Below are 21,280 nucleotides of genomic sequence, written 5' to 3'. Positions count from 1 at the left end.
GTTAGAAACCTGAACCTAGGCTGGCGGCATACAGATTTCCAATACGTTTGGTTGCTCAGCTTTTTTACGACCGGATGGCCAACGACAACAGTAGCTATCGCTAAGCGGCTTCAAAATCCAACGGCTGAAGGTCGTCCAAATTAATTGTGCTGCGAGCCATCCATAGGTCATACATATCCTGCATTGCTAGCCAGCTCTCCGGGGTACGTCCGAGCACCTTCGACAAGCGCAGCGACATTTCCGGGCTAATGCCACTCTCTCCTTTGAGCAGCCGGGACAACGTGGACGGTGAAACGCCCAGACTCGAAGCAAGCTGACGCGAGCTAATGCCAAAGGGTTCCAAATACACTTCCCGAATGAATTCACCAGGATGCGGCGGATTATGCATCGTCATTAGTGATAATCCTCATAATCAAGAATGTAGGCGTTGCCGTGACTGGCCTTGTTACAGGGCGCTACCTGCAAGCCTATAATTCTTTGTTCCAAGCTCAGCATCTGACAGATGAAGAAAACAACCAATGTAAGCCAAGTATCTTTTTGCTTCGGTTCCAATCCTACCTATTGTGTATAACCTTGCGATAGCCCGTGCAAACCTTTCAAGTCGAGCAACGACCTCTTTGTTGACCTCTAAACGAATTCGGTTGCTAGCAGGATTCTCTTCTATCTCATCCATTAAATCCTTGCGAGCTAAAAGGATCTCAGTTTCGAGGAGTTGCCACGCTGCATCAGGGTCGTCAGTTTGTACTTTGCGGCCTACGATTACGTCCAGGCTGTAATACCGTGCTGCTTGCCCGAAGTCACTAAGCACAGAAATAAATGAAAGAAGCCCCGCTGAATTTAAGTATTCGACGTCACTTTGAGCTATTGGGATATTATTAACGTAATCATCTAAAAAGCATTCCGTGCGAATTTTTTCGAGCAGACATTTGAGATCATGCCCACTTCGCCCTGATGGAAAAGCCTTGCTAGTCGGGAAACTGCCATGTTTCTCAAGCCAGCGAAGGCACAACGTAACTTTCATAAACCGTTCAAAACCGCTAGCCAACGTTAGTAACGGAAGATGGTAAAAATCGTTGCCAGCACCAATGGATTGAAGTTGGCTAAAGCCAGCTTTTATCAACCTGACTGCGTTTAGCAATTCATTATCTAGAGCTAGAGTTCTTTTAAGATCAGAGGTCATGATTTAGCCCTGTAGCAGTGATCATACGAAAGGCTGCACAATCTCGATAAACGTGTGCACTCATTGGTTGAGGTTTTATAGCCACTTTATTTGACTGCCTCGCCTAGAAGCAAAGAACAACAGGCCGCATATCCAAGGCCCAGCATGAAATAACGGCGGTTGGGAGTAACCGTCAACATACGATGGTTCCTAGCAAAACCCCACACATACCACCTCCGCCTCAAACCACTGTTGCAGCAGCCCGCGCTGTTTTTCGAGTATCGCCAGATAATGCCGCAGCGGGTGCTGTAACGGTAAGCTGACGTGAAGTTGGCGCAGCCGCCGTTGATAGGGGAGCTGTCCTGCGGGCTGGTGAAGGGGCGTGGCGTGTTGGGTGAGCCATTCTATTTCTGGGAGCAGCAGGTGCGTGGCGCCGCTGTCGAGCGCCAGGGTGACGCCTTTGGCGTCGAAGTCGCCTGCGTAAATATGCGGCCTTCGGGTTTTATGCCAAGCATCCGCCAGTAAGGCAAAACCACCGCCATAATGGCTATCACCACGGTAGACGACCAGCGGGTTTGTGTAGCTACTTAGCGCTGAAATATCCGGCGAAAACTCATAGAAGCTGTCCAGGTTTTCGACCTGGATTAGAGCGCTGAACGCGCTCAGCTTTAACGTATGCACGTCCACATCGCGAATAGTGCGCGGCTCGTTGGCAAGCCCGGTTATTGGTTGAGGCGGCAAACTGACGAGTACCCGCCGTGCCCTTGGGCTTTCGCGGGTGGCTTTGTCTTCTTCTACGCCCTCTTTCGCTTGGGCGCTGCTGGACAGGCCGCTGAGCGAGCGACCTAGCGGCGCTATTCGGGCGCTCTCTAGTACGTCATTAATCTGCGCTAGCAAAGCGGTGTCAAAACGCACCGCTTTACTGGTAATGCGCGTAGCTAGATCAATGTCATGCTGGTGGCACCAAGCCACTACGTCCTCCACCCACTGGCGGCGGGGCTTCTCCACCGTGGGCTGGCGGAGTAGTTCGCGGGCGACGCCGTTAAGGCCGTTGCGTGCGCGGCTGGGCAGGTTCATACCGCCACCTCCAAAGCCACATCGTGAATCAGCCGCAGGTCGTTATATACGCTGGCGTTGCTCTCTTCTTGTTGAAGGCGAAACGCCTGCTGTTCGTTACGCGGCAGGCCTTGGTATTCGGCAATCACCTGGAATAGCCAAATCTCATCCGCCCATTCCAGGCCGCTCTCTTGCAGGTACGCCAGGGCGCTGACCGGTTCGGCCGGTGGCTGGTCGAGCACCGCGAGGTAGAAGCGTTCTACGTCTAGCTTTAGCGCCTGCTGGCGGGCGGCGGCCATGCTCTCTTCGGCGGGTTGCACGGCGTTGGCCACCGCGACGTTTTGCGCGGCGTGGCGCGGGGCGGGCAGCTTATGCAGCAGCTCGGCGAGTACGCGGACGTCCAGGGCGCGGTCTAGCGCTGGGGCGGCGGCGGGGTTGAGTGGTGCGGCGCGGTTGAACAGCGCGGGCACCTCGCTGCTGTGGGCGTAGTTGCCGGGCACGAAGCCTGGGTGTTCGCGCATGAAGGCGGCCATGCCGGTCATCAGGCGGCTGCGAGCCTGCTGCTTGCGGAAGCGGGCCATCAGTTCGATTAGCCGCCGCTGCACTTCCCGAAGGCTGGTGTAGTGGTGGCTTAGGCGGTTCTGTAGCTGGCTAATAAGCAGCTTGCGCAGGCTGCCGTCGCTGCCTACCAGGGCAATTAGCTCGTCGAAGTCGATCAGCGCAAGGCCGTCGAGTAGCCGCACGATCTGCTTTTGGGCGCGGTCGTTCTCGCGGATTTTGTCGTTTAGCTGGCTGACGAAGCCGAAATCGCTGTTGAGCCGCTGCCACAGGCTATCAATCGCATCGGCAAAGCGCCCGTTGAGGTCGTCCACTTCTTGGCGCAGGCGCAGTAGCTGCTGCTCTTGCCGCCAATGTTCGCCTTTGCTGCGGGCTTCCCGGTAGCTGTCTACCTGGGTGCGGATCAGCTCTAGGGTCTCCGCCACGTCGGCATTGACGTGGCGCCGGGTTTCGTCGGCGAGCATTTCGGCAATCAGGTCGCGCACCTTGGGCGAGAGCTTCACGCCGCTCTGCTCGTCGGGCCGCCATAGCACACGGGCAGCCAACAGTTTGCGCAGCGCGCCGTCGCTCAGGCCTTCCAGCGGTACCTCGTCGCAGGTGTAGCCCTGCATCAGTCGCTCGGCGTGTTTGCCCAGCAGCGCTAGGCGCTCCGCGCCGGTTTTCAGCAGGCGGCTCTCCAGCTCGCTCACGCTATTGCCCGCACCATTGCCCACACTTTTGCTCACAACAGGGCCTCCTGCGTGCCCGCGACCTCGTCGGCGTCAATCGGCAGGTTCTCCTCGTCGCGAATGAAGCGCACCACGTCCACCAGGTAATCCATCTTGCCGGTCACCACGAACACTTGACGCTCGCTATGGGGCTGCATCAGGTAGCAGTGTTCTTTAAGCCGCTTGAAGATCTGTTTCACCTGGGCATCCAGCTGGTCGCTCTGGGAGCCAAAGAAGCTATCCGTGGCCAGCCGTTCCAGGCGCTCGCGCAGGCTTTGGTTATCTTCACACTTAGCGCTGAATTCGGCGGGTTTGAGCACATCACCGGGGGCGGCCAGAGCGTCGTGGCCCAGGGCTTCTTGCACCAACTGGAGCCACTCCAGCATGGGTAGCAGGCTGTTGAGCGTGTCGGCGAGCTGGCGGGAGAGCTGCTCCCGCGCCGCATCATTGAGCTGTCGCCAGGCCAGAAAGTAGACGCTGGCATCTTCGTTGCTGGCCAGCCGTCGGTTGAGCGGGCGCAGGTAGGCGTCGATGGCCTCGCGGGTCTCTTCGTTGGCCAGGTGACGGTAGGCGTTGTCGTCGCTGACCGCGCAGACAAACTCACCGGCCAGCAGGCGTTCTAGTAGGGGGCCGTGTTCGATCATGCGCTCACCTCCTGTTGGCGCTGCTTGATCTTCTGCGCCAGCGCGCTAAGGCGCGGCTCGATACGCTTGAGCTGGCGCTGCTGGTTACTGGCGTCCCGTTCGATGAGGTAGCGGTTGGCGAACAGCAGCAGCACGTCGGATTCCGGGTTGGGGAAAGCACCGACGATATGAATACGGTTGCTGTCGCAGGCGTCGAACAGCTTCTCGACGTTGTGATACGCCAGAGTGCCGATCTCATCGATGGGCCAGTGGATGGCGATTTGCGCATCGCCCCGCAGCAGGCGGGTAAACGCCAGCAGGAACTTACATAAAATCAAATACGCCATGCCGTGGCTGGAAGATTCCAGCAGCTGGCGGTCGTTTTTGATCACCAGATCCGTGCCGCCTTCGTTTAGGTGCAGCTCCAGGCGCAGCAAGCTTTCGAAGCTGTACTGCTGGTCGCTGCGTAGCAGGTCGACCACATCCGCCAGGGCGTTGAGGTAGTCGTCGCTGGGCAGCGTCTGGCCGGACTCCCGCCACGCTTTGTAGCGCTGGGCAAACAGCTTGAGCGGCTCCCAAAAGCCCAGCTCGTCGATGGTGGACTGGATACGCACTTCGGCTTTGCTGATGCTTTCCAGGCGCAGGTCGTCGGCGACTTCTTCTGATAGCCGACGGCTCTGGGAGCTGATGCGCCGGTTTAGGTCGCGGAAAACAATAAAGAATTTATCTAGGTCGTCGCTGAGGTTGCGCCCTTCCTGAATCAGCTGCTGCTGTTGGTCTTCGAGCAGTTTGAGCATGCCGCGCAGCAGCGGTAATAGCAGCCGTGGGCTGTCGCTGGGCAGCTTGTCGCGCTCGCTTTGTAGCGCATCGGCAAAGCCGCTGCTGGCATCTTTGATCAGCTGGCTCTCCACGTCCAGGCAGCCTCGGCGCAGTTGTTCTAGCTGTTGGTGGCGGCTGGTCAGCGCTTGGCGGGTGCGCTCAATGCGCTCGTCCACATCGCCCACGCTGGTCTCAACCGGTGCGCTTTCGGCCACTAGCTCCAGGCTTTCTAGCTGGTTGAGCAGCGGAGTGAGGGCTTCCAGGGTGCCACGGGCGCTATCGCGCTGGGTTTTGAGGCCGTTCACCGCCTGCTGGTGGGCATCCCGGGCGGCGTGGAAGCTGTTTTTCAGGTGGGCTTTATCGCGCTTTAGCTGCTGATCGCGTTGGGCCAGTTCAGCCTCTTCCGCTACGAGCTGCGGTTTGTGCTGGCCCCACTCGATGCGCATAAAGCGCTGGTACTCGGCCAGCTCTTCCTGGCGGGCGGCGGTTTTGCGTATGCGCTCGCTTTGCTCATCCAGGCGGGTTTTGGTGGCTTTTAGCTGGTTGGGGTCGACGCCCTGCTCGGCTAGCTCCTGGCTGAAGGCAGCATCCAGCTCTTCGCGCTGGCGCAGGTGTTCGGCGTTGGCATCGCTGAGCTGCTGTTTATACTGGCGCAGCTGGGCATCCAGGCTATCGAGCTGGCTTTGGGCGTCGGCCTTGAGCTCTAGCAACTGGCCTTGGTGGGTCTCGGCCAGTTCAGCCAACGCGTCGCGCTTCTCGTCGCGTAGCTCGGCCTGCGCCTGCTCTTGTCGGGTTAGCGCGGCTTCGATGTGGGCACGGCGGGCTTTTTGGCTTTCCGCGTGGCGGGCCTGCTGCTGGCGGCGCGCTTCCAGAGCGTACTCCACTTCCTGCTCGGCGCGCTGTTGGGCTAGGCGGGCGGTGTCCTGGGCGTCATCCGTTTGCTGCACGCGTTCATTGTGCTGTTTGAGGGTTTTTTCAGCGGCCACGCAGGCGCTCTGGGCGCGGGCTTTGGCACTTTCCGCTTCTTCAATGGTGGCCAGCAGGCTGGCTTCATCCTGGGCGTAGTCGGGCAGTGCAATGGCGGAAAGGTCCAGCGCTAGGCCGAACAGGTCGTCGCTGGCGTTTTCGGCTAGCTGAGGGGCGAGATCGCGGCGCTCCAGCAGCTCGGGGGCAATCACCTTGCCGAGCTGCTGTTCCCAGCCGGGGCACTGGTAGCGCAAGAAGTAACGCAGGCTGCCCTGCTCGGGGGTTTGCTGCTGGTAGAGCGTGTAGCAGTGCTGCTCGGCGCACTCGCGCTGTTGGCGGCACTGCACCAGATGCTGCTCGGCGGTATCGCGTTCGCGCTTGTGGGCTTCCAGCTCGCGGCGCAGCGCTTCCAAGGTGGCGGCGGCGCTGCTACGTGCCTGCTGGGCGTCATCCAATCGCGCCTGGGCAAGCTCGGCTTCCTGGGCTTCCTCGCGGGTTTGGCTGGGCATGGCGAGCTGGGCTTTTAGCTCGGCCAGCTGCTCAACGCCTAGCTCTAGTTGGGCTTGGTATTCGCTCTCTAACCGCTGGCGGGCCTGCTGGTAGCGCTCGTTGTGCTGCTGCTCGGTTTGCCACTGCTGCTCGCGGCGCTCAGCTTTCTCCTCGACCAGCGCGTCAATCAGTTCTTGGCTCTCTTGGGTTTGGCGAGCGAGGGTTTCGGATAGCTCGCGCAGTCGGCCATCTAAACGCGCTTGGCTCTCCTTGAACTTATCCTGAAGAAGCTGCAAATGTTTCTTTAGCTCTTCGTACTGCTCGCGCCACTGGGGCAGCGCGTTGATATCCCGTTCCAGGCCGGGCATGTCCGCATCGGCGTAGTGCTCGAACTGGGCTTGCAGGTCGTTGAGGCGGCGCTGGGTGTGCTGCAGGCGGCTTGCCACTTCGCTGTGCTGGTCGTTGAGCGCATCCCGCTGTTCGGTGTAGGCCTGCTCTTCGGCCTGAAACTCCCGCTGGTGGCGGTTGAGTTCGCTGTCTAGGTCCGCGATCTGCCGCTGCGCCTGCTCCCGGTCAGCGGCCAGTTGGGGCTTGAGCTGCCAGAGGGTGGTGTCGAGCTCGGCCAGTTCGCGGTCGATACCAGAGAGCTTGGCCAACGAGGCCTGCAGCGGTTCCAGGCGCATGGACTGGCGCATCTGAGCAATCCACTCGCGGGCTTTGGCGCTGCGGATGCGCGTCACCGGCAGCTCGACGCCATCTTCCTCGAAAATCGCCGCCAGCATGGTTTTGAGGGTGTCCATCTTGCCCTCTTTGGCGTGCACCGCCGAGACCAGCTTTTCGATATGGCGAATGCGCCGCTCGGGGTTCACCAAGCTGAACTGCGCGGCGATCTGGCGCAGCTTTAGGCCATCGCGACTGTTGCCGTGCAGCTGGGTGAAGTCGTTTTGGATCACCGAACGGAATTCAGAAGTAGCGCCCAGCTTAGGCGACACCGGCGTGCCGCTGCGGCGCAGGCCACTGGCCCACTGGGTGTAGTCCAGCGCCAGCGGGCCTTGCTCGGTGTCTACCAAGTAATCTTCCGGCTGGTAAGGTGCGCCCACAAAACGGTACTCCACCCCGCCTTCCTGCTTGCGGGTCAGCACCGCCTGGCACACGTTGCCCGCCTCACGGCGGTATTCGTACACCAGGTAGCTGTTGCGGTGGGGCAGATAGAACGCATCGAACTTCATGCGCGTTTTGGGAACGACTTTGTTGGGTAGCTCGCCGTAAAACACCGGCACCAGCCGCTGCAGCGTGGTTTTACCGGAGGCGTTGGTGCCGCAAATATTGGTGTGGCCGTCCACACTGAGTTCGACCACGCCGTTCAGGTGGCCGTGAATCATCACGATGCGCAATAAGTGAGCCATGCCGTATCCTTGGTCTGCTGCTATTTTTTTCTCAAATAATTTAAGGCCACGCTAATCTAACATTGCGTTTGTCCGCACCGTAGCCAAAACCTCTGTAAGTATGATTGTCGTCAAGGCTTGTTTCGCCAAACTTGATGCTTTTGGCATGCCCAGTGCTGAGGTTCAGCATAATACTTCTGAGTTTGGGCCAAATGCTGCATTCGCGAAGGTGGTAACTTCAAATAACGATAACCATAAAAAATGGCCAGCGAACAAACTTATAACGCTCCATGCAAGAGGAAATCATCATGTATAACGTAAATAAAATTGCTTTAGCAGTCGGCCTAAGTGTTGGCGTATCGGCCGCTGCCTCCGCTGCAGAAATCAATTGGCGCATGGCCACCCCCTGGAGTGGTGGCCCGTGGCTTGAGCGCGATGCGCAGATGTTTGCTGACCGCGTTAACGAACTCACCAACGATAAAATTGCTATCGAGGTCTACCCTGGCGGCACCCTCGGCAGCGCACTGCGTGTTACCAACACCGTTAAATCTGGCGTTGCCCAGGTTAGCCATAACTATATTAACTATGACTATGGCACAGACCCAACAACGGCCCTGTTAGCAGGCCACTCCAGCGGCCTAACGCCGGAAGAGTTCATGCTATGGATGTACGAAGGGGGCGGTGCTGACCTGTACGAAGAGTATCGTCGTGAGGTGTTTGACGTGGTTGCCTTCCCTTGTGCCATTCTGGGTACTGAAATTTTTCTCCACTCTAACAAGCCGGTTAGAACGCTTGAAGACTTCCAGGGGCTGCGCCTGCGCACCTCCGGCGCATGGGCCGAAATTGCTTCTCGTCTGGGCGCGTCTACGGTCGTCATGGCGGGTAGCGATATCTACAGCGCCCTTGAACGTGGCGTGATTGATGCTGCCGAGTGGGGTAGCCCTGAAATGAACCGTCCCACTGGGTTCCAGGAAGTCGCGCAGTACGTGATTACGCCTGGCGTTCACCAGTCAGGCGGTTTCCTTGAGTGCCAAGTAAATACCAGCACGTGGGATGAGTTATCCGAGGAAGACCAGAGCATGCTGCGCTTGGCCGGCAAGCTATCTGTGTTTGATACGTGGCTTGCGAGCTCGTTCGCTGACCTTGAAGCATACCAAGCGCTGGTCGATGGCCCCAACGAGCTGATCGAGCTGGACCAGTCCTTCATCGATGCCATTTATGAAGAAACAACCAAGTGGGAAGATGAGTATGCCGCTGACAATGAGTGGTTTGCGCGAGTACTCGAATCTCAGCGCTCGTTTAAAGATAGCATGAACAACTGGTCTGAATATCGACTGCCTATTGGTGTGATGGGCCGTTAGTAGCCACTTTTAAAACAATGAGAGGGGCCTTAACAGGCCTCTCTTTTGTTTATTGGCTTATGTCCCTTTGATCCGCTGAGACTCCCCTCATGAAACTAATTCGATCCATAGAGGCGCTGACCCGCTTTGCTGGCTGGTTGGGCGCCCTTCTCGTCTTTCCCTTGATCGGCGCCTTAATCATTGAAGTATTTAGCCGCTACGTAGCTGGCAGGCCTACCTTATGGGCCTTTGAAGTGAGCTACATGGTGATGGGGGCAATGTTCATGCTGGGTATGGCTAATGCACTGCGTATTGGCCAACACGTCAGTGTGGATATTGTCGCGCTACAGCTCAGCCAGCGTGCGAATGCGGCTATCCGCGCGATAGGGTACGTGCTCTTTCTCCCCATATTGGTGTGGCTGGTATGGGAGCTCTCCAAGTATGCGTTGTCTGCGTTTGAAAGCAATGAGCGCTCAGGCCGTTCCGCTTGGAACCCGGTCGTTTGGCCGATTTTCACGGTATGGTTTGTCGGGTTTGCGCTGCTGGCACTGCAGGTAGTCGCTGAGCTTCTGAAGTCACTGTGTTTGCTCATGGGTAAACATCCCACAGAGGAGTCGGCCGAATGAGTAGCTACCTTGCGTTGTTGATGTTCCCCGCGCTGATGGCGTTAATCATTGCGGGGTTTCCAATCGCCTTTTCAATGATTCTGGTGGCCACCGGCTTTGGCATTATTCAGTTTGGCGATGTGGCCGCTTATCAGCTGTTGACCAAAATCGAAGATACCGCGTCTAACTCGATTCTTGCAGCGGTGCCGCTATTTATCTTTATGGGCGCCATGCTTGAGCGTTCCGGCATTGCCGAGCGGTTGTTTGAAGCGATTCATATGTGGACGCGCCGCCTACCCGGCGGGCTGGGCATCGGGGCGATCATTTTAGGAACGCTGTTTGCTGCTTCCAGCGGCGTGGTGGGGGCAACGGAAGCGGTGATTGGCATGCTGGCCATTCCCGTCATGCTCAAGCACCAATACAGCAAAAGCCTGATGTCAGGCACCATCTGCGCCAGCGGTTCTCTGGGCACGGCAATACCTCCCTCTATCACCGTGGTGGTACTTGGCCCTGTTGCCGGAGTATCAGTAGGCTCACTGTTCAGCGGCTTGCTGATCCCAGGCTTTTTGATGGCGCTGATGTTTATGGCCTACATCATTGGGGTTGCGTATTTAAAGCCAGAAATGGCGCCGCGCATTCAAGAGCAGGAGCCCGATGTTCCCCTCGGTGAAAAACTGCGTATCACGTTGATTGCGTTAGTGCCGACCATGCTGCTGATCTTCACCGTGCTGGGCACCATTCTGTTAGGTATGGCAACGCCTACTGAAGCAGCCGCGTGCGGTGCGTTGGGAGCCATTATTTTAGCGGCGGCTTATCGTAACCTGAATGCGTCGGTTATGTGGACCTCTGCCATCAAGACCGTCAACATTTCCGCGATGATCCTGCTGATTGTATTAGGCGGCAGTATGTTTGCTGGGGTGTTCTTTGCCTCTGGCGGGATGGCCACGGTGCAAGGGCTCTTGATGGGAACCGGATTAAGCCCCTGGATGATTCTAGGTCTCATCCTACTCATCGCGTTTATTGCAGGGTTTGTGCTGGACCTGATCTCCGTCGTGCTGATTATTATCCCGGTAGCCATGCCGATTGTCAGGATGCTGGGCTTTGATGAGATCTGGTTCTGTGTTGCCTTCCTGGTCGTGCTACAAACCAGCTATCTCACCCCACCGCTGGCACCGGCAATCTTCTACTTACGGGCGATCACCCCGCCAGAAGTGACACTCAAGCATATGTATAAAGGGGTTGTGCCTTTTATCCTTGCGCAATTGGTGGTGTTAGCGTTGGTATTAGCCTTCCCACAAATCGCCCTCTGGTTACCTGATGTAATGGGCGGCCCCTCATGGCGCTAACTCAATGATATAACGTGGTATTTTTCAGCCGTCCATTATGGGCGGCTTTTTTAATGGTGTCACACGATGCACAGCGAATGAGCGCTTATACAGTATGCTGATTCGAGTGCAGCCACTGCAGTGCTAAGCTACCGTTTATGCGATTTATTTTGGAGACGTTATGCCCCGCTACCCTAAACACCTCACAGGCGAAGGCCCTGCAAACCCGTTCCCCGGCATTAAAGTGTTGGAGCGTAAACTTGGCCGAGAGCTGCCCCATCGGCTGGGCTCTAACGAGGGGTTAGACATGCCCCATCGCGCCCTGCGGGAGCACTTTGGCGATGCGGTGGCGCAGCACGTTTACTGCTATGGCGATGCCGAGGCATTAGGGGTACGCCAACGCGTGAGCGCGCAGCAGAACATCCCCCTGGAGCACCTGCTGGTCGATGCCGGTGCCGACAGCCTAATCGCCCTGGCGCTGCGCACCACCTGCACCGCGGGCGATGCCGTGGTGAGCACCGCAGGCACCTACCCCACCTTTGGTTACTTCACCCAGGGCCAGGGCTGCCGGTTGGTTGAGCCCAGCTACCATGAAGCCCCCGGCGTACTCGCCCCGGACTTAGAAGCGCTGGCAGCAGCGGCTCATCAAGAAGAGGCGCGGTTGGTGTATTTGGCGAACCCCGATAACCCCAGCGGCCACCTGCATAGCGATAGCGCGATTATCAAGCTGCGCGAGGCGCTGCCGGAGGCGTGCTGGCTGCTGTTGGATGAGGCCTACGGGGATTTTCGTGACGATGCAGGCAGCGATTTTCTCGGCAAAGCGCTGCCGGGGGTGATTCGCCTACGCACCCTCTCCAAAGCCCACGGCCTTGCCGGGATGCGCATTGGCTACGCGATTGCCGAGCCTGACGTGCTGGCGATGATGATGAAGGTGCGTATTCACTACGCGGTGTCGTCGTTCACCCAGGCGGCGGCTGAAGTCGTGCTCGATCACCCCGAGGAAGTACAGCAGCACATTGAAGCGGTGAAAGCCCGCCGTGAGCAGCTGGCGCTGCACTTTATCGGCCGGGGGGCCGACGTACTGCCCAGCGCGACGAACTTCATCGGCATTCGGCTCTCCAGCGCGGAATTGGCTGCAGCGGTTCACCAGGAGCTGCTGGCCGAGGGCGTGTTGGTGGCACGCTTGGCCCACCCTGAACTGGCCAACGTGATCCGTATTACGGCGGTGGAAGATGCACTGGCCCCAGGCAGATTAGCCGCGCTGGAGAAGGCGATTCAGCAGCACGGCTAGCCCCATTAACCCCGGGGCTATGCCAAGGGTTAGGCCGGAGTTAGCCAGTGCCGGTAGGCGTCTAGCTCGCCGCGTACCGCTTGGCGGTAGAGATGCTGCAGCTGAGCCGTCACGCTTTGGGCGGCAATCGGCTCGCTGGGTGGCGGTGCCCCAGCGCGAGTGCCGATTCTGCGCCCATCCAGCTCTCTTAGCGGCAGAATTTCGGCGGCGGTGCCGGTTAAAAACGCTTCATCGGCGGTGTAGAGCTCATCGCGAGTAATACGCCGCTCTTTGACCTCAATCCCTAATACATCCCGGGCCAGTTGAATGACGCTATCCCGGGTGATGCCCTGCAGGCAGGAGGTCACTTCTGGGGTATGCAGCACGCCATCACGCAGTAAAAAGACGTTCGCCGCCGAGGCCTCGGCCACATAGCCTTCTGGGTCGAGCATGATGGTTTCATCAAAACCGGCTTTCACTGCCGTGTTGAGCGCCAGCATCGAATTCACGTAGTGACCGCTGGTTTTAGCGCGGCATAGGCTGATATTGACGTGGTGGCGCGCCCAGGAAGAAGTTAAAGCGCGCAGGCCGTGAGACGCCGCGTGAGGCGAAATGTACGGCCCTAAATCCCAGGCGGCAATCATCACATGGGTGGTCAGCCCTTGGGCACGCAGCCCCAGGCCTTCGGCACCTAGAAAAACGGTGGGCTTTAAATAGGCGCTGCTTAATCCGTTTTTGGTCACGCTTTCGCGCTGGGCATCAATCAGCTCGGCTTCGCTAAACGGCAGCGGAATGTCCAACGAGTGGGCGCTTTCCACTAGCCTGCGGGTATGCTCTGCCACCCGAAACAGTTGGGGGCCTTGCGCCCCTGCGTAGGCGCGCACGCCTTCAAAGCAGCCCATGCCGTAGTGCAGCGTATGGGTAAACACGTGTACTTTGGCGTCCCGCCAGGCAAGCCACTGGCCATCCTGCCAGATCCAGCCGTCACGATCATAAAGCGGTGTCATCGGGTTATTTGCTCCCACTGTTGTTGCCAGCCATCGATTAACGCCTGCTGATGCGGCTGCAGCGATTGGTAGCCCCAGGCGGCAATTTCGTCATTTTGCGGATCAAAAACAGAGGTGTCGCTACCCGCGAGGGTTTGGATCACCGCATGGCCGCAAAGCGGCACATAGCCTTCTGAGTAGCCACCTTCATGCACCACCACCAGCTTGCCACTGCAGCAGCGTTCTGCCACGGCCTTCACTTGGGCGGTCATGGTGGCGAAGGCTTGGCTATTGAGCAGCATCTTGCCTAGCGGGTCTTTGGCGCAGGCATCATAGCCACAGGCCACCACGATCAGGTCGGGGTTGAACGCTTCCAGCGCGGGTAGCACCAGCGTTTCCATCGCATACGCGTAGGCCCCAATGCCACAGCCAGGAGGCAACGGCAGGTTGAGGTTAGTGCCTAACCCGGCCCCTTCGCCCTGCTCGTCAAAACCGCCGGTGTCCAGCGGGTAGTTCGCGGCTTGGTGTAACGAAACGGTCAGTACGTCGGAGTCGTTATAAAACGCCGCCTGCTGGCCGTTGCCGTGATGAACATCCCAATCGAGTATCGCGACCCGGTAGGCTTGGCCCAGGGCGCGGGCACGCATCACCGCCACAGGGATATTGCCTAACAGGCAGAACCCTCGACCCTGATCGGCTTCGGCATGGTGGCCCGGCGGGCGGCACAGCGCGTAGGCGTTATCCACCTCGCCCCGTGCTACCGCCTCAACCGCGGCGATGGCCAGCCCCGCTGAGCGGGTCGCCGCTGCCCAACTGCCCGGCATGTAGGGGGCGCAGTCGCCGCCGTTACCGCCCTGTGCTTCGTCCCCGGATTGCAGTTCATCCAGGTAACGCGGGGTATGAAAGCGCAGCAGGTCTTCCAGCGTGGCGGCGGGAGGCTTTACCACGTGAAGCTCGTCAATCAGCCCGCTGACTTCCAGAATGTTTTTAAGCCGCCGCTTGCTCTCCGGGCTTTCTGAAGCGGCTTGGGGTTGCAAGAACTCGCCTGGTGCGGAGAACACGCCGATGGCCCCCTGGTCATGCCAAAAGCAGCGTTCATGCCAGTAAAAGCCGGTGCTGCTCATGCGCTAAATCCCTGCATAAAGGCCGCTAGGTTGGCGCTTAAATGCTCGGTAGGGTAGCCGCCTTCCTGCACAATCACCATCGGGAGCGAGAGCGCTCTCAAACGTTTGCCTACCTCGATAAACGCCTCGGTTTCCACATTAAGGCCCGCTAGCGGGTCATCTTTATGGGCATCTAGCCCCAGCGCTACGACTACCGCTTCCGGCTCAAAGCGCTGCAGCTGGTCGATAAGGATCGCCAACGCGTCTAAATAGACCTCGCCATCGCTGCCTACCGGCAAAGGGAGGTTCACGTTGGCCCCCACGCCTTCATCGCTGCCCTCTTCCTCTACACCGCCCCAGAAAAAGGGGTAGAAGTCGCTGGGGTCGGCGTGCAGCGAGCCGGTCCATACATCGCCTCTGGCGTAGAAGATATCCTGGGTGCCGTTACCGTGGTGCAGGTCGACATCGATAATCGCCACCTTGGCAAAGCGTTCGCGCAGCACGGTGGCAGCCAGCGCGGAATTGTTCAGCAGGCAAAAGCCGCCGGCGCGCTCCGGCCCGGCATGGTGGCCCGGCGGGCGGCACAGCGCATAGGTAACCGCCTCTCCTTCCAGCACCGCTTCTGCTGCCGCCTCGGCGGTGGCCGCCGAGGCCAGCGCGCCTTGAAAGCTGGTCGCGCTGAGCGGACAGGCCATATCGTGCAGGTGCCAGCCCGCTTGCCCAATCGGGTGGCGGGGGTAGTGGTGGCCACCGCCGCAAGGGTGAATATTGGGGGCTACAAACTCGGCCGCATTGGGCAGCGCCTGCCAGCGGGCATAGATCGTTTCCAAAAACGTTAAATAACGCGGCGTATGAATCTGCTCCAGGCGCTTACGCAGCTTGGGGGAGTCCGTCTCCACTGGTGCTGTCAACACACATTCAGCACTGGCTAACCCCTGGGTGAGCAGCTCGGCACGCACCGGACCTTCAGGCGAAGGGGCAGGCTGTCCGCGTAGCAGGAAGGTGGACGGCGCATGCAACGCCTGGTCAGGGTGATAAAAACACTTCATGGGTCGCAGTCCTTAGCTGGTCACAGCAGTGACGGTATCCAGGTGGAGAGCGCTGGGAACGCCGCCAGCAATACAATCACCACCAAAAAAGAGACGTAAAACGGTAGTGATGCCACGATCGCACGCTCATAGGGCACCTCCGCTATTCGCGCGGCCGTCATCAGCGTCATCCCCACCGGCGGTGTTACGTTAGAGATATTGAGCACCACAATCATCAGGATAGCGAAGTGGAGCGGGTCAAATCCAAGTTGAATCATCGCGGGCACGAGTACCGGCGCCATCACCACCAGGGCAGGCAGCACATCCATAACGGTGCCTATGATCAGTAGCAATAGGCATACCAGCATCAGCTGTACAAAGGCCGCGTCGCTGAAGGTGGTGATGATACTGGCCGCATCCCGGGCAATGCCTGAACGGGTAACAAACCAGCCCAATACCGCCGAGGTGGCCAGCAGGAAAAACACCACGCCGGAAAAGCGCACCGTGGTGACCAGCGCATTCCAAATTTTGCGCCACGTCAGGTTACGGTAGAACACCACACCAATTACGATAGCGTAGACCGCAGCGAAACCCGATGCTTCGGTAATCGTCGTTAAGCCTGAGAGAATGCCGCCAAGAATAATCAGCGGCACCACCATGGCAGGCAGCGCCACTAGCAACGCGACTATCGCCGCTTTAAAAGGCGTCGGTGCTTGCTTGGGGTAGTTGCGCTTCCAGGCCAGAAAGAAGCTAACGCCTAGTAGTGCTAACGCCATCAACAGGCCAGGGATAATGCCGCCGGCAAACAAATCAATCACCGAAATATCCCGTAGTAGCGTGGCGTAGACCACCATTACCACGCTAGGAGGAATAATCGGCCCAATGATCGAGGAACAGGCGGTCACCGCAGCGGCATATTCGGCATCGTAGCCCTGCCGCTTCATTTCAGGAATCATGATTTTGCCGATGGCCACCGTATCGGTTACCGCCGCACCGGTTAACCCCGCAAAGAATACCGAGACCGAGATATTCACATGGGAAAGCGAGCCCCGCACCCGGCCAAATAGCGCGTTATTGAACGCGATCAGCTTTTGGGTCAGCCCGCCCTGGTTCATTAACTCTGCGGTGAAGATAAAGTAGGGCACGGCGATCAGCAAAAAGCCCGAGACGCCGGAGAACATGCGGTCGGCGATGATGCCGAGCATGCGCTCGCCACCAATGGCAAAACCACCCGCTAACCCAGACATCGCCATCACGACCGCCACCGGCGCGCCGATCAACAGCAATACGACAAACGCAATAATCGCAGGCGTCATGAGCGGTGCTCCCCATCTGCGGTGTCGATAAGCTCGCCAATCACGTCCTGCTCATCAATAAAGTGTTCTAGCAATGCAAAGCCATGCACCAAGTGCAGCAGCATAATCACCCCGCTCATCGGCACCACAATGGCGGTGACTTTGCTGGGAATACGGATTTGGTCGGAGACCATATACACCTGGGTGGCATTGCTAAAATAGCCCCAGCCGTACCACGTGAGCATCAGCGCAAACAGGCCAATCACTGCTAAACAAAGCCCGGCGGCCACCTGCACCATTATTCTAGGCAAGCTGCGTACCAGCAGCGTCATGGCAACGTGCTCGCCGTAGCGCAGTGAAATCGTCATGGAGAGAAAACCAATCCAGGGCAGAAACAGCCGCGCCAGCGAGTAGGTCCAGCTCAGCGTGCTGCCGGTGATCAATTTGTATAAAAACGCAGTAAAGGAGATGCCCAGCATCGCCAGAATACAGCCCACACACACCACGATAGCCACCTGGTTGACCAGATCGCTTACGCGACGCAAAGGAGTTAGAACGCCCATGGCTTTTCCTCACGCTGGGGCGCATGGCCCCAGCGTTGCTCGATCACTTAGCGTTATTGTCCGTAAATTCGTAGATCGTCCTCAGCCAGCTGCTGCCCCACGCGCTCAACTTCATCCAGCAGGCCTTGAACACGCGCCTCTTCCATACCGAAGTCGTTCACGATCCACTCCTGCCAAGCGGGGCGGGCAATCTCGGCCATGCGCTCACGTTCGGCATCGGGCATCAGGTAGCAGGCTTCAAAGCGCTCGCAGGACTCGACCCAGCTAGCAGTAGCTAACGCGCCCGACATACCGTGGCTGAGCTGAATTGCCTCACGCGCCGAGCTAATCAGCGCCTGCTGATGTGTTTCTGGCAGCGTTTGATACCAGGACTCGCTCACCACCCAGGGCGCGCTGTTATACACATGCCCAGTGAGCGTGGTGTAGTCGGTCACTGCATCGAAGTTGAAGGTGGTGTTGAGTACCGGGGCGTTGAACTGGCCGTCGGCTAAGCCGGTTTCCAGCGCGGTGATTAGCTCGCCCCAGGGCAGCGGCGTGGCCGACGCACCTAACGAGCGCATGATGGCGACGTGGGCCGGGTTCTCTTCGGTACGAATATTGAGCCCTTCTAGGTCTTCCAGGGTCTCGATCAAGCGGACGTTATTGGTAAAGGCCACAAAGCCGCCGCCGTCATCGAAGGTGCCCAGATAGCGCATGCTCGCGGCATCCACGGTGCCCGACATAAAGTCAGCAAACCACTCGCTATCGAAGAACGTCCAGGCCTGGCGCCAGCTGGTAAATAGGAAAGGAGCCGTAACGGCTTGATAGTCGCCATAAAACGAGGACATGGCCCCGGCGGACATAATGGTGGACTGCAGCGTACGGCCGCCCTGCACTTCCGAGCCGTTTTCTACTTCAGAACCGAGCTGGCCACCGCCAAAAATAGTCACCTCAAGATCGCCGTCAGTGCGGGCTTCGACGAGGTTTTTGAAATGCACCAGCGCCGGATAGATTTCGTTATTGCTCATATCCTCCGGCAGCTGGGTGGCGATGACCATTTCATAGGATTGGGCCTGGGCCGTGGCACTGGCGATTGCCAGCGGAAGCGCGGCAAGGGCCGTAAAGAGTAAAGAGCGATTCGCGTTCATCACACACCTCATTTTGGTTATTGGTTAGTTTTCTTTATGAGTGGCGTTGCTGCGCGGCGGGCATGGTGGCCTTGGTTGTTTTTGTGCGGCCCATGCCCGCAGCGGGATTTATCAATGATGCTTGGGCAGTGACTCCCATAGCTCGATCGCAGCGGCGAGATCCTCCAAGGACGCCCCTACCGATTTAAACAGCGTAATAGCCTCTTTATTCAAACGCCCCGGTTTTTCTCCTGTCAGCACTTCAGCCAATTCCGCCTGGATGTCACCAAACTGGAAAGCGCCTTCCTCAATAGCTTGCAGAATATCGCCTGCTTCGCCTTGTGCACCGGCGTAGGTATCCACAAACACCTGCGCACGGCGTAAACACGCCGCGTCGGTTTCGCGCATTTGCGGCCGAAACGCGCCGATCAAGTCAACATGGGTTCCAGGCGTCAGCCATTCGCCTTGGATGATCGGTTGAGTGGAGAGCGTCACGCAGCTGACGATATCGGCTTCCGCCACGGCGGCAGGTAAAGCGTCAACTACCTGGGTATCAAAGCGGTCTGCGTACTCTTGGGCAATCGCGGCGGCCTTGCTGGAGTTTCGCCCCCAGATAAGCACGCGTTTGATGGGCCTAACACTGGCGTGGGCTTCAATCACCATCGGCGCCAGCTTGCCAGTGCCTACCACTAGCAGCGTTTCGGCGTCTTCATTGGCCAACGCCTGGGCGGCCAGAGCGGAGGCGGCGGCGGTGCGACGACGGGTTAATTCGCTGCCATCAATGCAGGCTAACGGCTGGCCGTGTTTGCCCTCGCTGAGCAGGTAAAGGCCCGAAATAGCGGGAATACCGTGCTCGGCGTTTTGCGGAAACACATTGACCATTTTCACACCGATATAGCCTGCAGCTTCCCAAGCAGGCATCAGCAGCATGGTGGCTTCGCCGTCAGGACGATGCATGGCGTGATGGTGGCGCGGTGGCGACTCTACGCCATTGACAAAGGTATGCCGTAAGCGGTCGATAACGCCCCGCCAAGCAAGGTGTGTCGCCACCTCTGCAGCCGAAACAACCTGCATATCAAGCCTCCGGCAGCGCTGCAGTAACCATAATTTCCACCTTCCACTCGGGCTTAGCCAGTTTGGCCTCCACAGCGGCGCGTACCGGTGGGCGCCCCGGCACTACCCAGGCATCCCAGGCTTGGTTCATGTGGTCGAACTCCGCCATGCTGGTGACCCAAATTTGCGCTGAGACCAAATGCTCTTTAGAAGTACCCGCCTGGGCCAGCAGTTGGTCGATTCGAGCAAGTACCTGCTCCGTTTGACCACGCATATCGGCGGTGGCGTCTGTGGGTACTTGGCCTGCGAGATACACGGTGCCGTTATGAATGGCCACTTGGCTCATGCGGGTATTGCTGTCTTGATAGGTCACGCCCATGGGGTCTCTCCAAGGAAGGTGGGGTTCCTCTTGAGACTACGACGATGCAACCCCGCCTGCTTGCCCGAAACTCTGGGAAATTTGCCCGTAAGTCAGGCAGAGAGAGCTGGCAATGATTAGCGGTCAGATGAAGGGGAAATCTCGAAGTAGCGCCGATAAGCGCGGGAGAAACTGCCTTGATCGCGAAAGCCCACCAGCATGGCAATATGGCCCAGGCTCAGCGTGCTATGGCGCACTAGCGTACGCGCATGCTCTAAGCGCCGGCGCTGTACATAAGCCAGCGGCGTTACCCCGGTTAACTCACGAAAGCAGCTATGAAAATGCCCAGGACTTAACGCACATAGGGCCGCCAACTGCTCAACGCGCACCTCATCTGCCAAATGTTGGTCTAGCCAAGCATCTAAACGTTCGAGATCGAGACGCTCGCTGATACACCGCGCCCCAAGCTGGTCGGCCGTCTGTTTTGGCGCATCCTGCAGATACATATAGAGTGCCCGCAGCAGCAGAACGGCGATTTCGTTTTGCAGCGCCGGGCACTGATCCAGCTGATGCGCCAGCGCATGGGTCAGCTGGTTTAAAGCAGGCGGCACGGTAAAGAAACGCGGCTTATCAAATAAGCGCTCAATTTCACTGCCTTTTTCCAGCGTGGCTAAGTGCTGCACGGGAATATCTAGCACCAGCGTGCGATTGCTGCCATCACCCTGATACTCGTGATGGCGCGATGAAGGGATCAAACAACCACGGCGAGCGGTCACTCGCTCCCCCTGGCCTTCCATGGCAAGCTCGGTAACGCCACAGGTTGCCAAGATTAACTGGTGAAAATCGTGGGAATGGGACACCTGCTCTGGGGCCAAATTGCGGCTATGCAGCTCAAACTGGGCCATGGGCATACCGTTAAATGGATACTGGAAATGGACATTCACTATAAAACGGCTAGGCGACAAAATCGAGAAGGTTGCCAACTGTGGGTAAACGCTCCCCATGATCAGTGCAATGCCTGTCATCCGCCGGGCATGAACTCGAGTTAGGGTAGAAATAAGCTGCCATAAGAGTCCAAACATCATGCTACAGCGCCGACGTGCTCCTCTCAATGCCCAGGAAGTCGCGGTTCTCACCCATTTAGCCAACGGCAATGCCCTGAACCTAAAGCGTAAAGCCGACCGAGCGCCACGGCTGGCATCTGTGTCTACGCAGCTTTATTCAGTATCAACAACGGTTGAGACTCAGCCGGGAAGCTTGAAAATATTGATGTTGCCAGATGTCTACTTTCCCCGCGTCAATGGCGTTTCCACCTCTATTGCCAGTTTTCGCAGCTCGCTCGAAAGGCTGGGTCATTCGGTCTCGCTGATCTGCCCTGATTACTCGGTCGGCCAGGTAGACGAGCCGGGGGGGGCTGCGTATCCGCTCGCGCCCAGTGCCCGGAGATCCGGAAGATCGTATGATGCGCTACGGTGATCTGCTTGCC

General features: G+C 58.2%; 20 protein-coding genes. 5 read left to right on the top strand and 15 right to left on the bottom strand.

All coding sequences use genetic code 11. The features are described 5' to 3' along the window. Positions 1-100 precede the first annotated feature (100 nt). From LOS15_RS01270 to LOS15_RS01245, 6 genes are all read right to left on the bottom strand, one after another. Complete coding sequence (locus LOS15_RS01270; protein WP_263067582.1) at positions 101-394, bottom strand: HigA family addiction module antitoxin; 294 nt, start codon at positions 392-394, stop codon at positions 101-103. Between the two features lie 51 nt (positions 395-445). Beyond that, a complete protein-coding gene (locus LOS15_RS01265; RefSeq protein ID WP_263067581.1) occupies positions 446-1,180 on the bottom strand; it encodes a hypothetical protein in 735 nt (244 codons plus the stop codon). A gap of 189 nt (positions 1,181-1,369) precedes the next feature. Continuing rightward, the gene (locus LOS15_RS01260) at positions 1,370-2,236 is read right to left on the bottom strand and encodes a hypothetical protein (protein WP_263067580.1); all 867 of its coding nucleotides are present in this window, start codon (positions 2,234-2,236) and stop codon (positions 1,370-1,372) included. After that, the gene (locus LOS15_RS01255) at positions 2,233-3,498 is read right to left on the bottom strand and encodes a hypothetical protein (RefSeq protein ID WP_263067579.1); all 1,266 of its coding nucleotides are present in this window, start codon (positions 3,496-3,498) and stop codon (positions 2,233-2,235) included. The genes LOS15_RS01260 and LOS15_RS01255 overlap by 4 nt, the downstream gene beginning before the upstream one ends. Further along, the gene (locus tag LOS15_RS01250; protein ID WP_263067578.1) at positions 3,495-4,124 is read right to left on the bottom strand and encodes a condensin complex protein MksE; all 630 of its coding nucleotides are present in this window, start codon (positions 4,122-4,124) and stop codon (positions 3,495-3,497) included. Before LOS15_RS01250 ends, LOS15_RS01255 begins: the two co-directional genes overlap by 4 nt. Then, positions 4,121-7,783, bottom strand: coding sequence for an ATP-binding protein (locus LOS15_RS01245; protein ID WP_263067577.1), 3,663 nt, complete (start codon positions 7,781-7,783; stop codon positions 4,121-4,123). Before LOS15_RS01245 ends, LOS15_RS01250 begins: the two co-directional genes overlap by 4 nt. A gap of 287 nt (positions 7,784-8,070) precedes the next feature. Here LOS15_RS01245 and LOS15_RS01240 point away from each other — a divergent pair, with 287 nt between their 5' ends. The 4 genes from LOS15_RS01240 to LOS15_RS01225 all read left to right on the top strand — a co-directional run bounded on the left by LOS15_RS01240 (position 8,071) and on the right by LOS15_RS01225 (position 12,323). Further along, a complete protein-coding gene (locus tag LOS15_RS01240; RefSeq protein ID WP_263067576.1) occupies positions 8,071-9,123 on the top strand; it encodes a C4-dicarboxylate ABC transporter substrate-binding protein in 1,053 nt (350 codons plus the stop codon). A gap of 89 nt (positions 9,124-9,212) precedes the next feature. After that, positions 9,213-9,728 (top strand): TRAP transporter small permease subunit, encoded by a 516-nt coding sequence (locus LOS15_RS01235; RefSeq protein ID WP_263067575.1) that lies wholly within the window; start codon positions 9,213-9,215, stop codon positions 9,726-9,728. Then, positions 9,725-11,053: a TRAP transporter large permease subunit gene (locus LOS15_RS01230; protein WP_263067574.1), complete on the top strand. Its 1,329-nt coding sequence runs from the start codon at positions 9,725-9,727 to the stop codon at positions 11,051-11,053. Before LOS15_RS01235 ends, LOS15_RS01230 begins: the two co-directional genes overlap by 4 nt. A 160-nt stretch (positions 11,054-11,213) precedes the next feature. Continuing rightward, the gene (locus tag LOS15_RS01225) at positions 11,214-12,323 is read left to right on the top strand and encodes a pyridoxal phosphate-dependent aminotransferase (protein WP_263067573.1); all 1,110 of its coding nucleotides are present in this window, start codon (positions 11,214-11,216) and stop codon (positions 12,321-12,323) included. A gap of 29 nt (positions 12,324-12,352) precedes the next feature. On the opposite strand, the gene LOS15_RS01220 is transcribed toward LOS15_RS01225, so the two are convergent. From LOS15_RS01220 to LOS15_RS01180, 9 genes are all read right to left on the bottom strand, one after another. Further along, a complete protein-coding gene (locus LOS15_RS01220) occupies positions 12,353-13,309 on the bottom strand; it encodes a branched-chain amino acid transaminase (protein ID WP_263067572.1) in 957 nt (318 codons plus the stop codon). After that, positions 13,306-14,412 (bottom strand): class II histone deacetylase, encoded by a 1,107-nt coding sequence (locus LOS15_RS01215; RefSeq protein ID WP_263067571.1) that lies wholly within the window; start codon positions 14,410-14,412, stop codon positions 13,306-13,308. Before LOS15_RS01215 ends, LOS15_RS01220 begins: the two co-directional genes overlap by 4 nt. Continuing rightward, positions 14,409-15,440 (bottom strand): histone deacetylase family protein, encoded by a 1,032-nt coding sequence (locus LOS15_RS01210; protein WP_263067570.1) that lies wholly within the window; start codon positions 15,438-15,440, stop codon positions 14,409-14,411. Before LOS15_RS01210 ends, LOS15_RS01215 begins: the two co-directional genes overlap by 4 nt. A gap of 20 nt (positions 15,441-15,460) precedes the next feature. Continuing rightward, positions 15,461-16,735 (bottom strand): TRAP transporter large permease, encoded by a 1,275-nt coding sequence (locus LOS15_RS01205; protein ID WP_263067569.1) that lies wholly within the window; start codon positions 16,733-16,735, stop codon positions 15,461-15,463. Continuing rightward, positions 16,732-17,277: a TRAP transporter small permease gene (locus LOS15_RS01200; protein ID WP_263067567.1), complete on the bottom strand. Its 546-nt coding sequence runs from the start codon at positions 17,275-17,277 to the stop codon at positions 16,732-16,734. The genes LOS15_RS01205 and LOS15_RS01200 overlap by 4 nt, the downstream gene beginning before the upstream one ends. A gap of 53 nt (positions 17,278-17,330) precedes the next feature. Further along, entirely contained in the window at positions 17,331-18,404 is a 1,074-nt protein-coding gene (gene dctP / locus LOS15_RS01195) for a TRAP transporter substrate-binding protein DctP (protein WP_263067566.1), read from the bottom strand. Between the two features lie 111 nt (positions 18,405-18,515). Further along, on the bottom strand, positions 18,516-19,457 hold the full coding sequence (locus LOS15_RS01190) for an ornithine cyclodeaminase family protein (protein WP_263067564.1): 942 nt from the start codon (positions 19,455-19,457) through the stop codon (positions 18,516-18,518). A 1-nt stretch (position 19,458) separates the two neighbouring features. Continuing rightward, on the bottom strand, positions 19,459-19,815 hold the full coding sequence (locus LOS15_RS01185) for a RidA family protein (RefSeq protein WP_263067562.1): 357 nt from the start codon (positions 19,813-19,815) through the stop codon (positions 19,459-19,461). 116 nt (positions 19,816-19,931) lie between these two features. After that, positions 19,932-20,699, bottom strand: a complete 768-nt coding sequence (locus LOS15_RS01180; protein ID WP_263069585.1) for a helix-turn-helix transcriptional regulator — start codon at positions 20,697-20,699, stop codon at positions 19,932-19,934. 178 nt (positions 20,700-20,877) lie between these two features. Here LOS15_RS01180 and LOS15_RS01175 point away from each other — a divergent pair, with 178 nt between their 5' ends. Then, a complete protein-coding gene (locus tag LOS15_RS01175) occupies positions 20,878-21,270 on the top strand; it encodes a hypothetical protein (protein WP_263067560.1) in 393 nt (130 codons plus the stop codon). Positions 21,271-21,280: the final 10 nt, after the last annotated feature.

It is taken from the genome of Halomonas sp. 7T (genome assembly GCF_025643255.1).
GTDB lineage: Bacteria > Pseudomonadota > Gammaproteobacteria > Pseudomonadales > Halomonadaceae > Vreelandella.
This window is presented reverse-complemented; position numbering and strand designations above follow the sequence as displayed.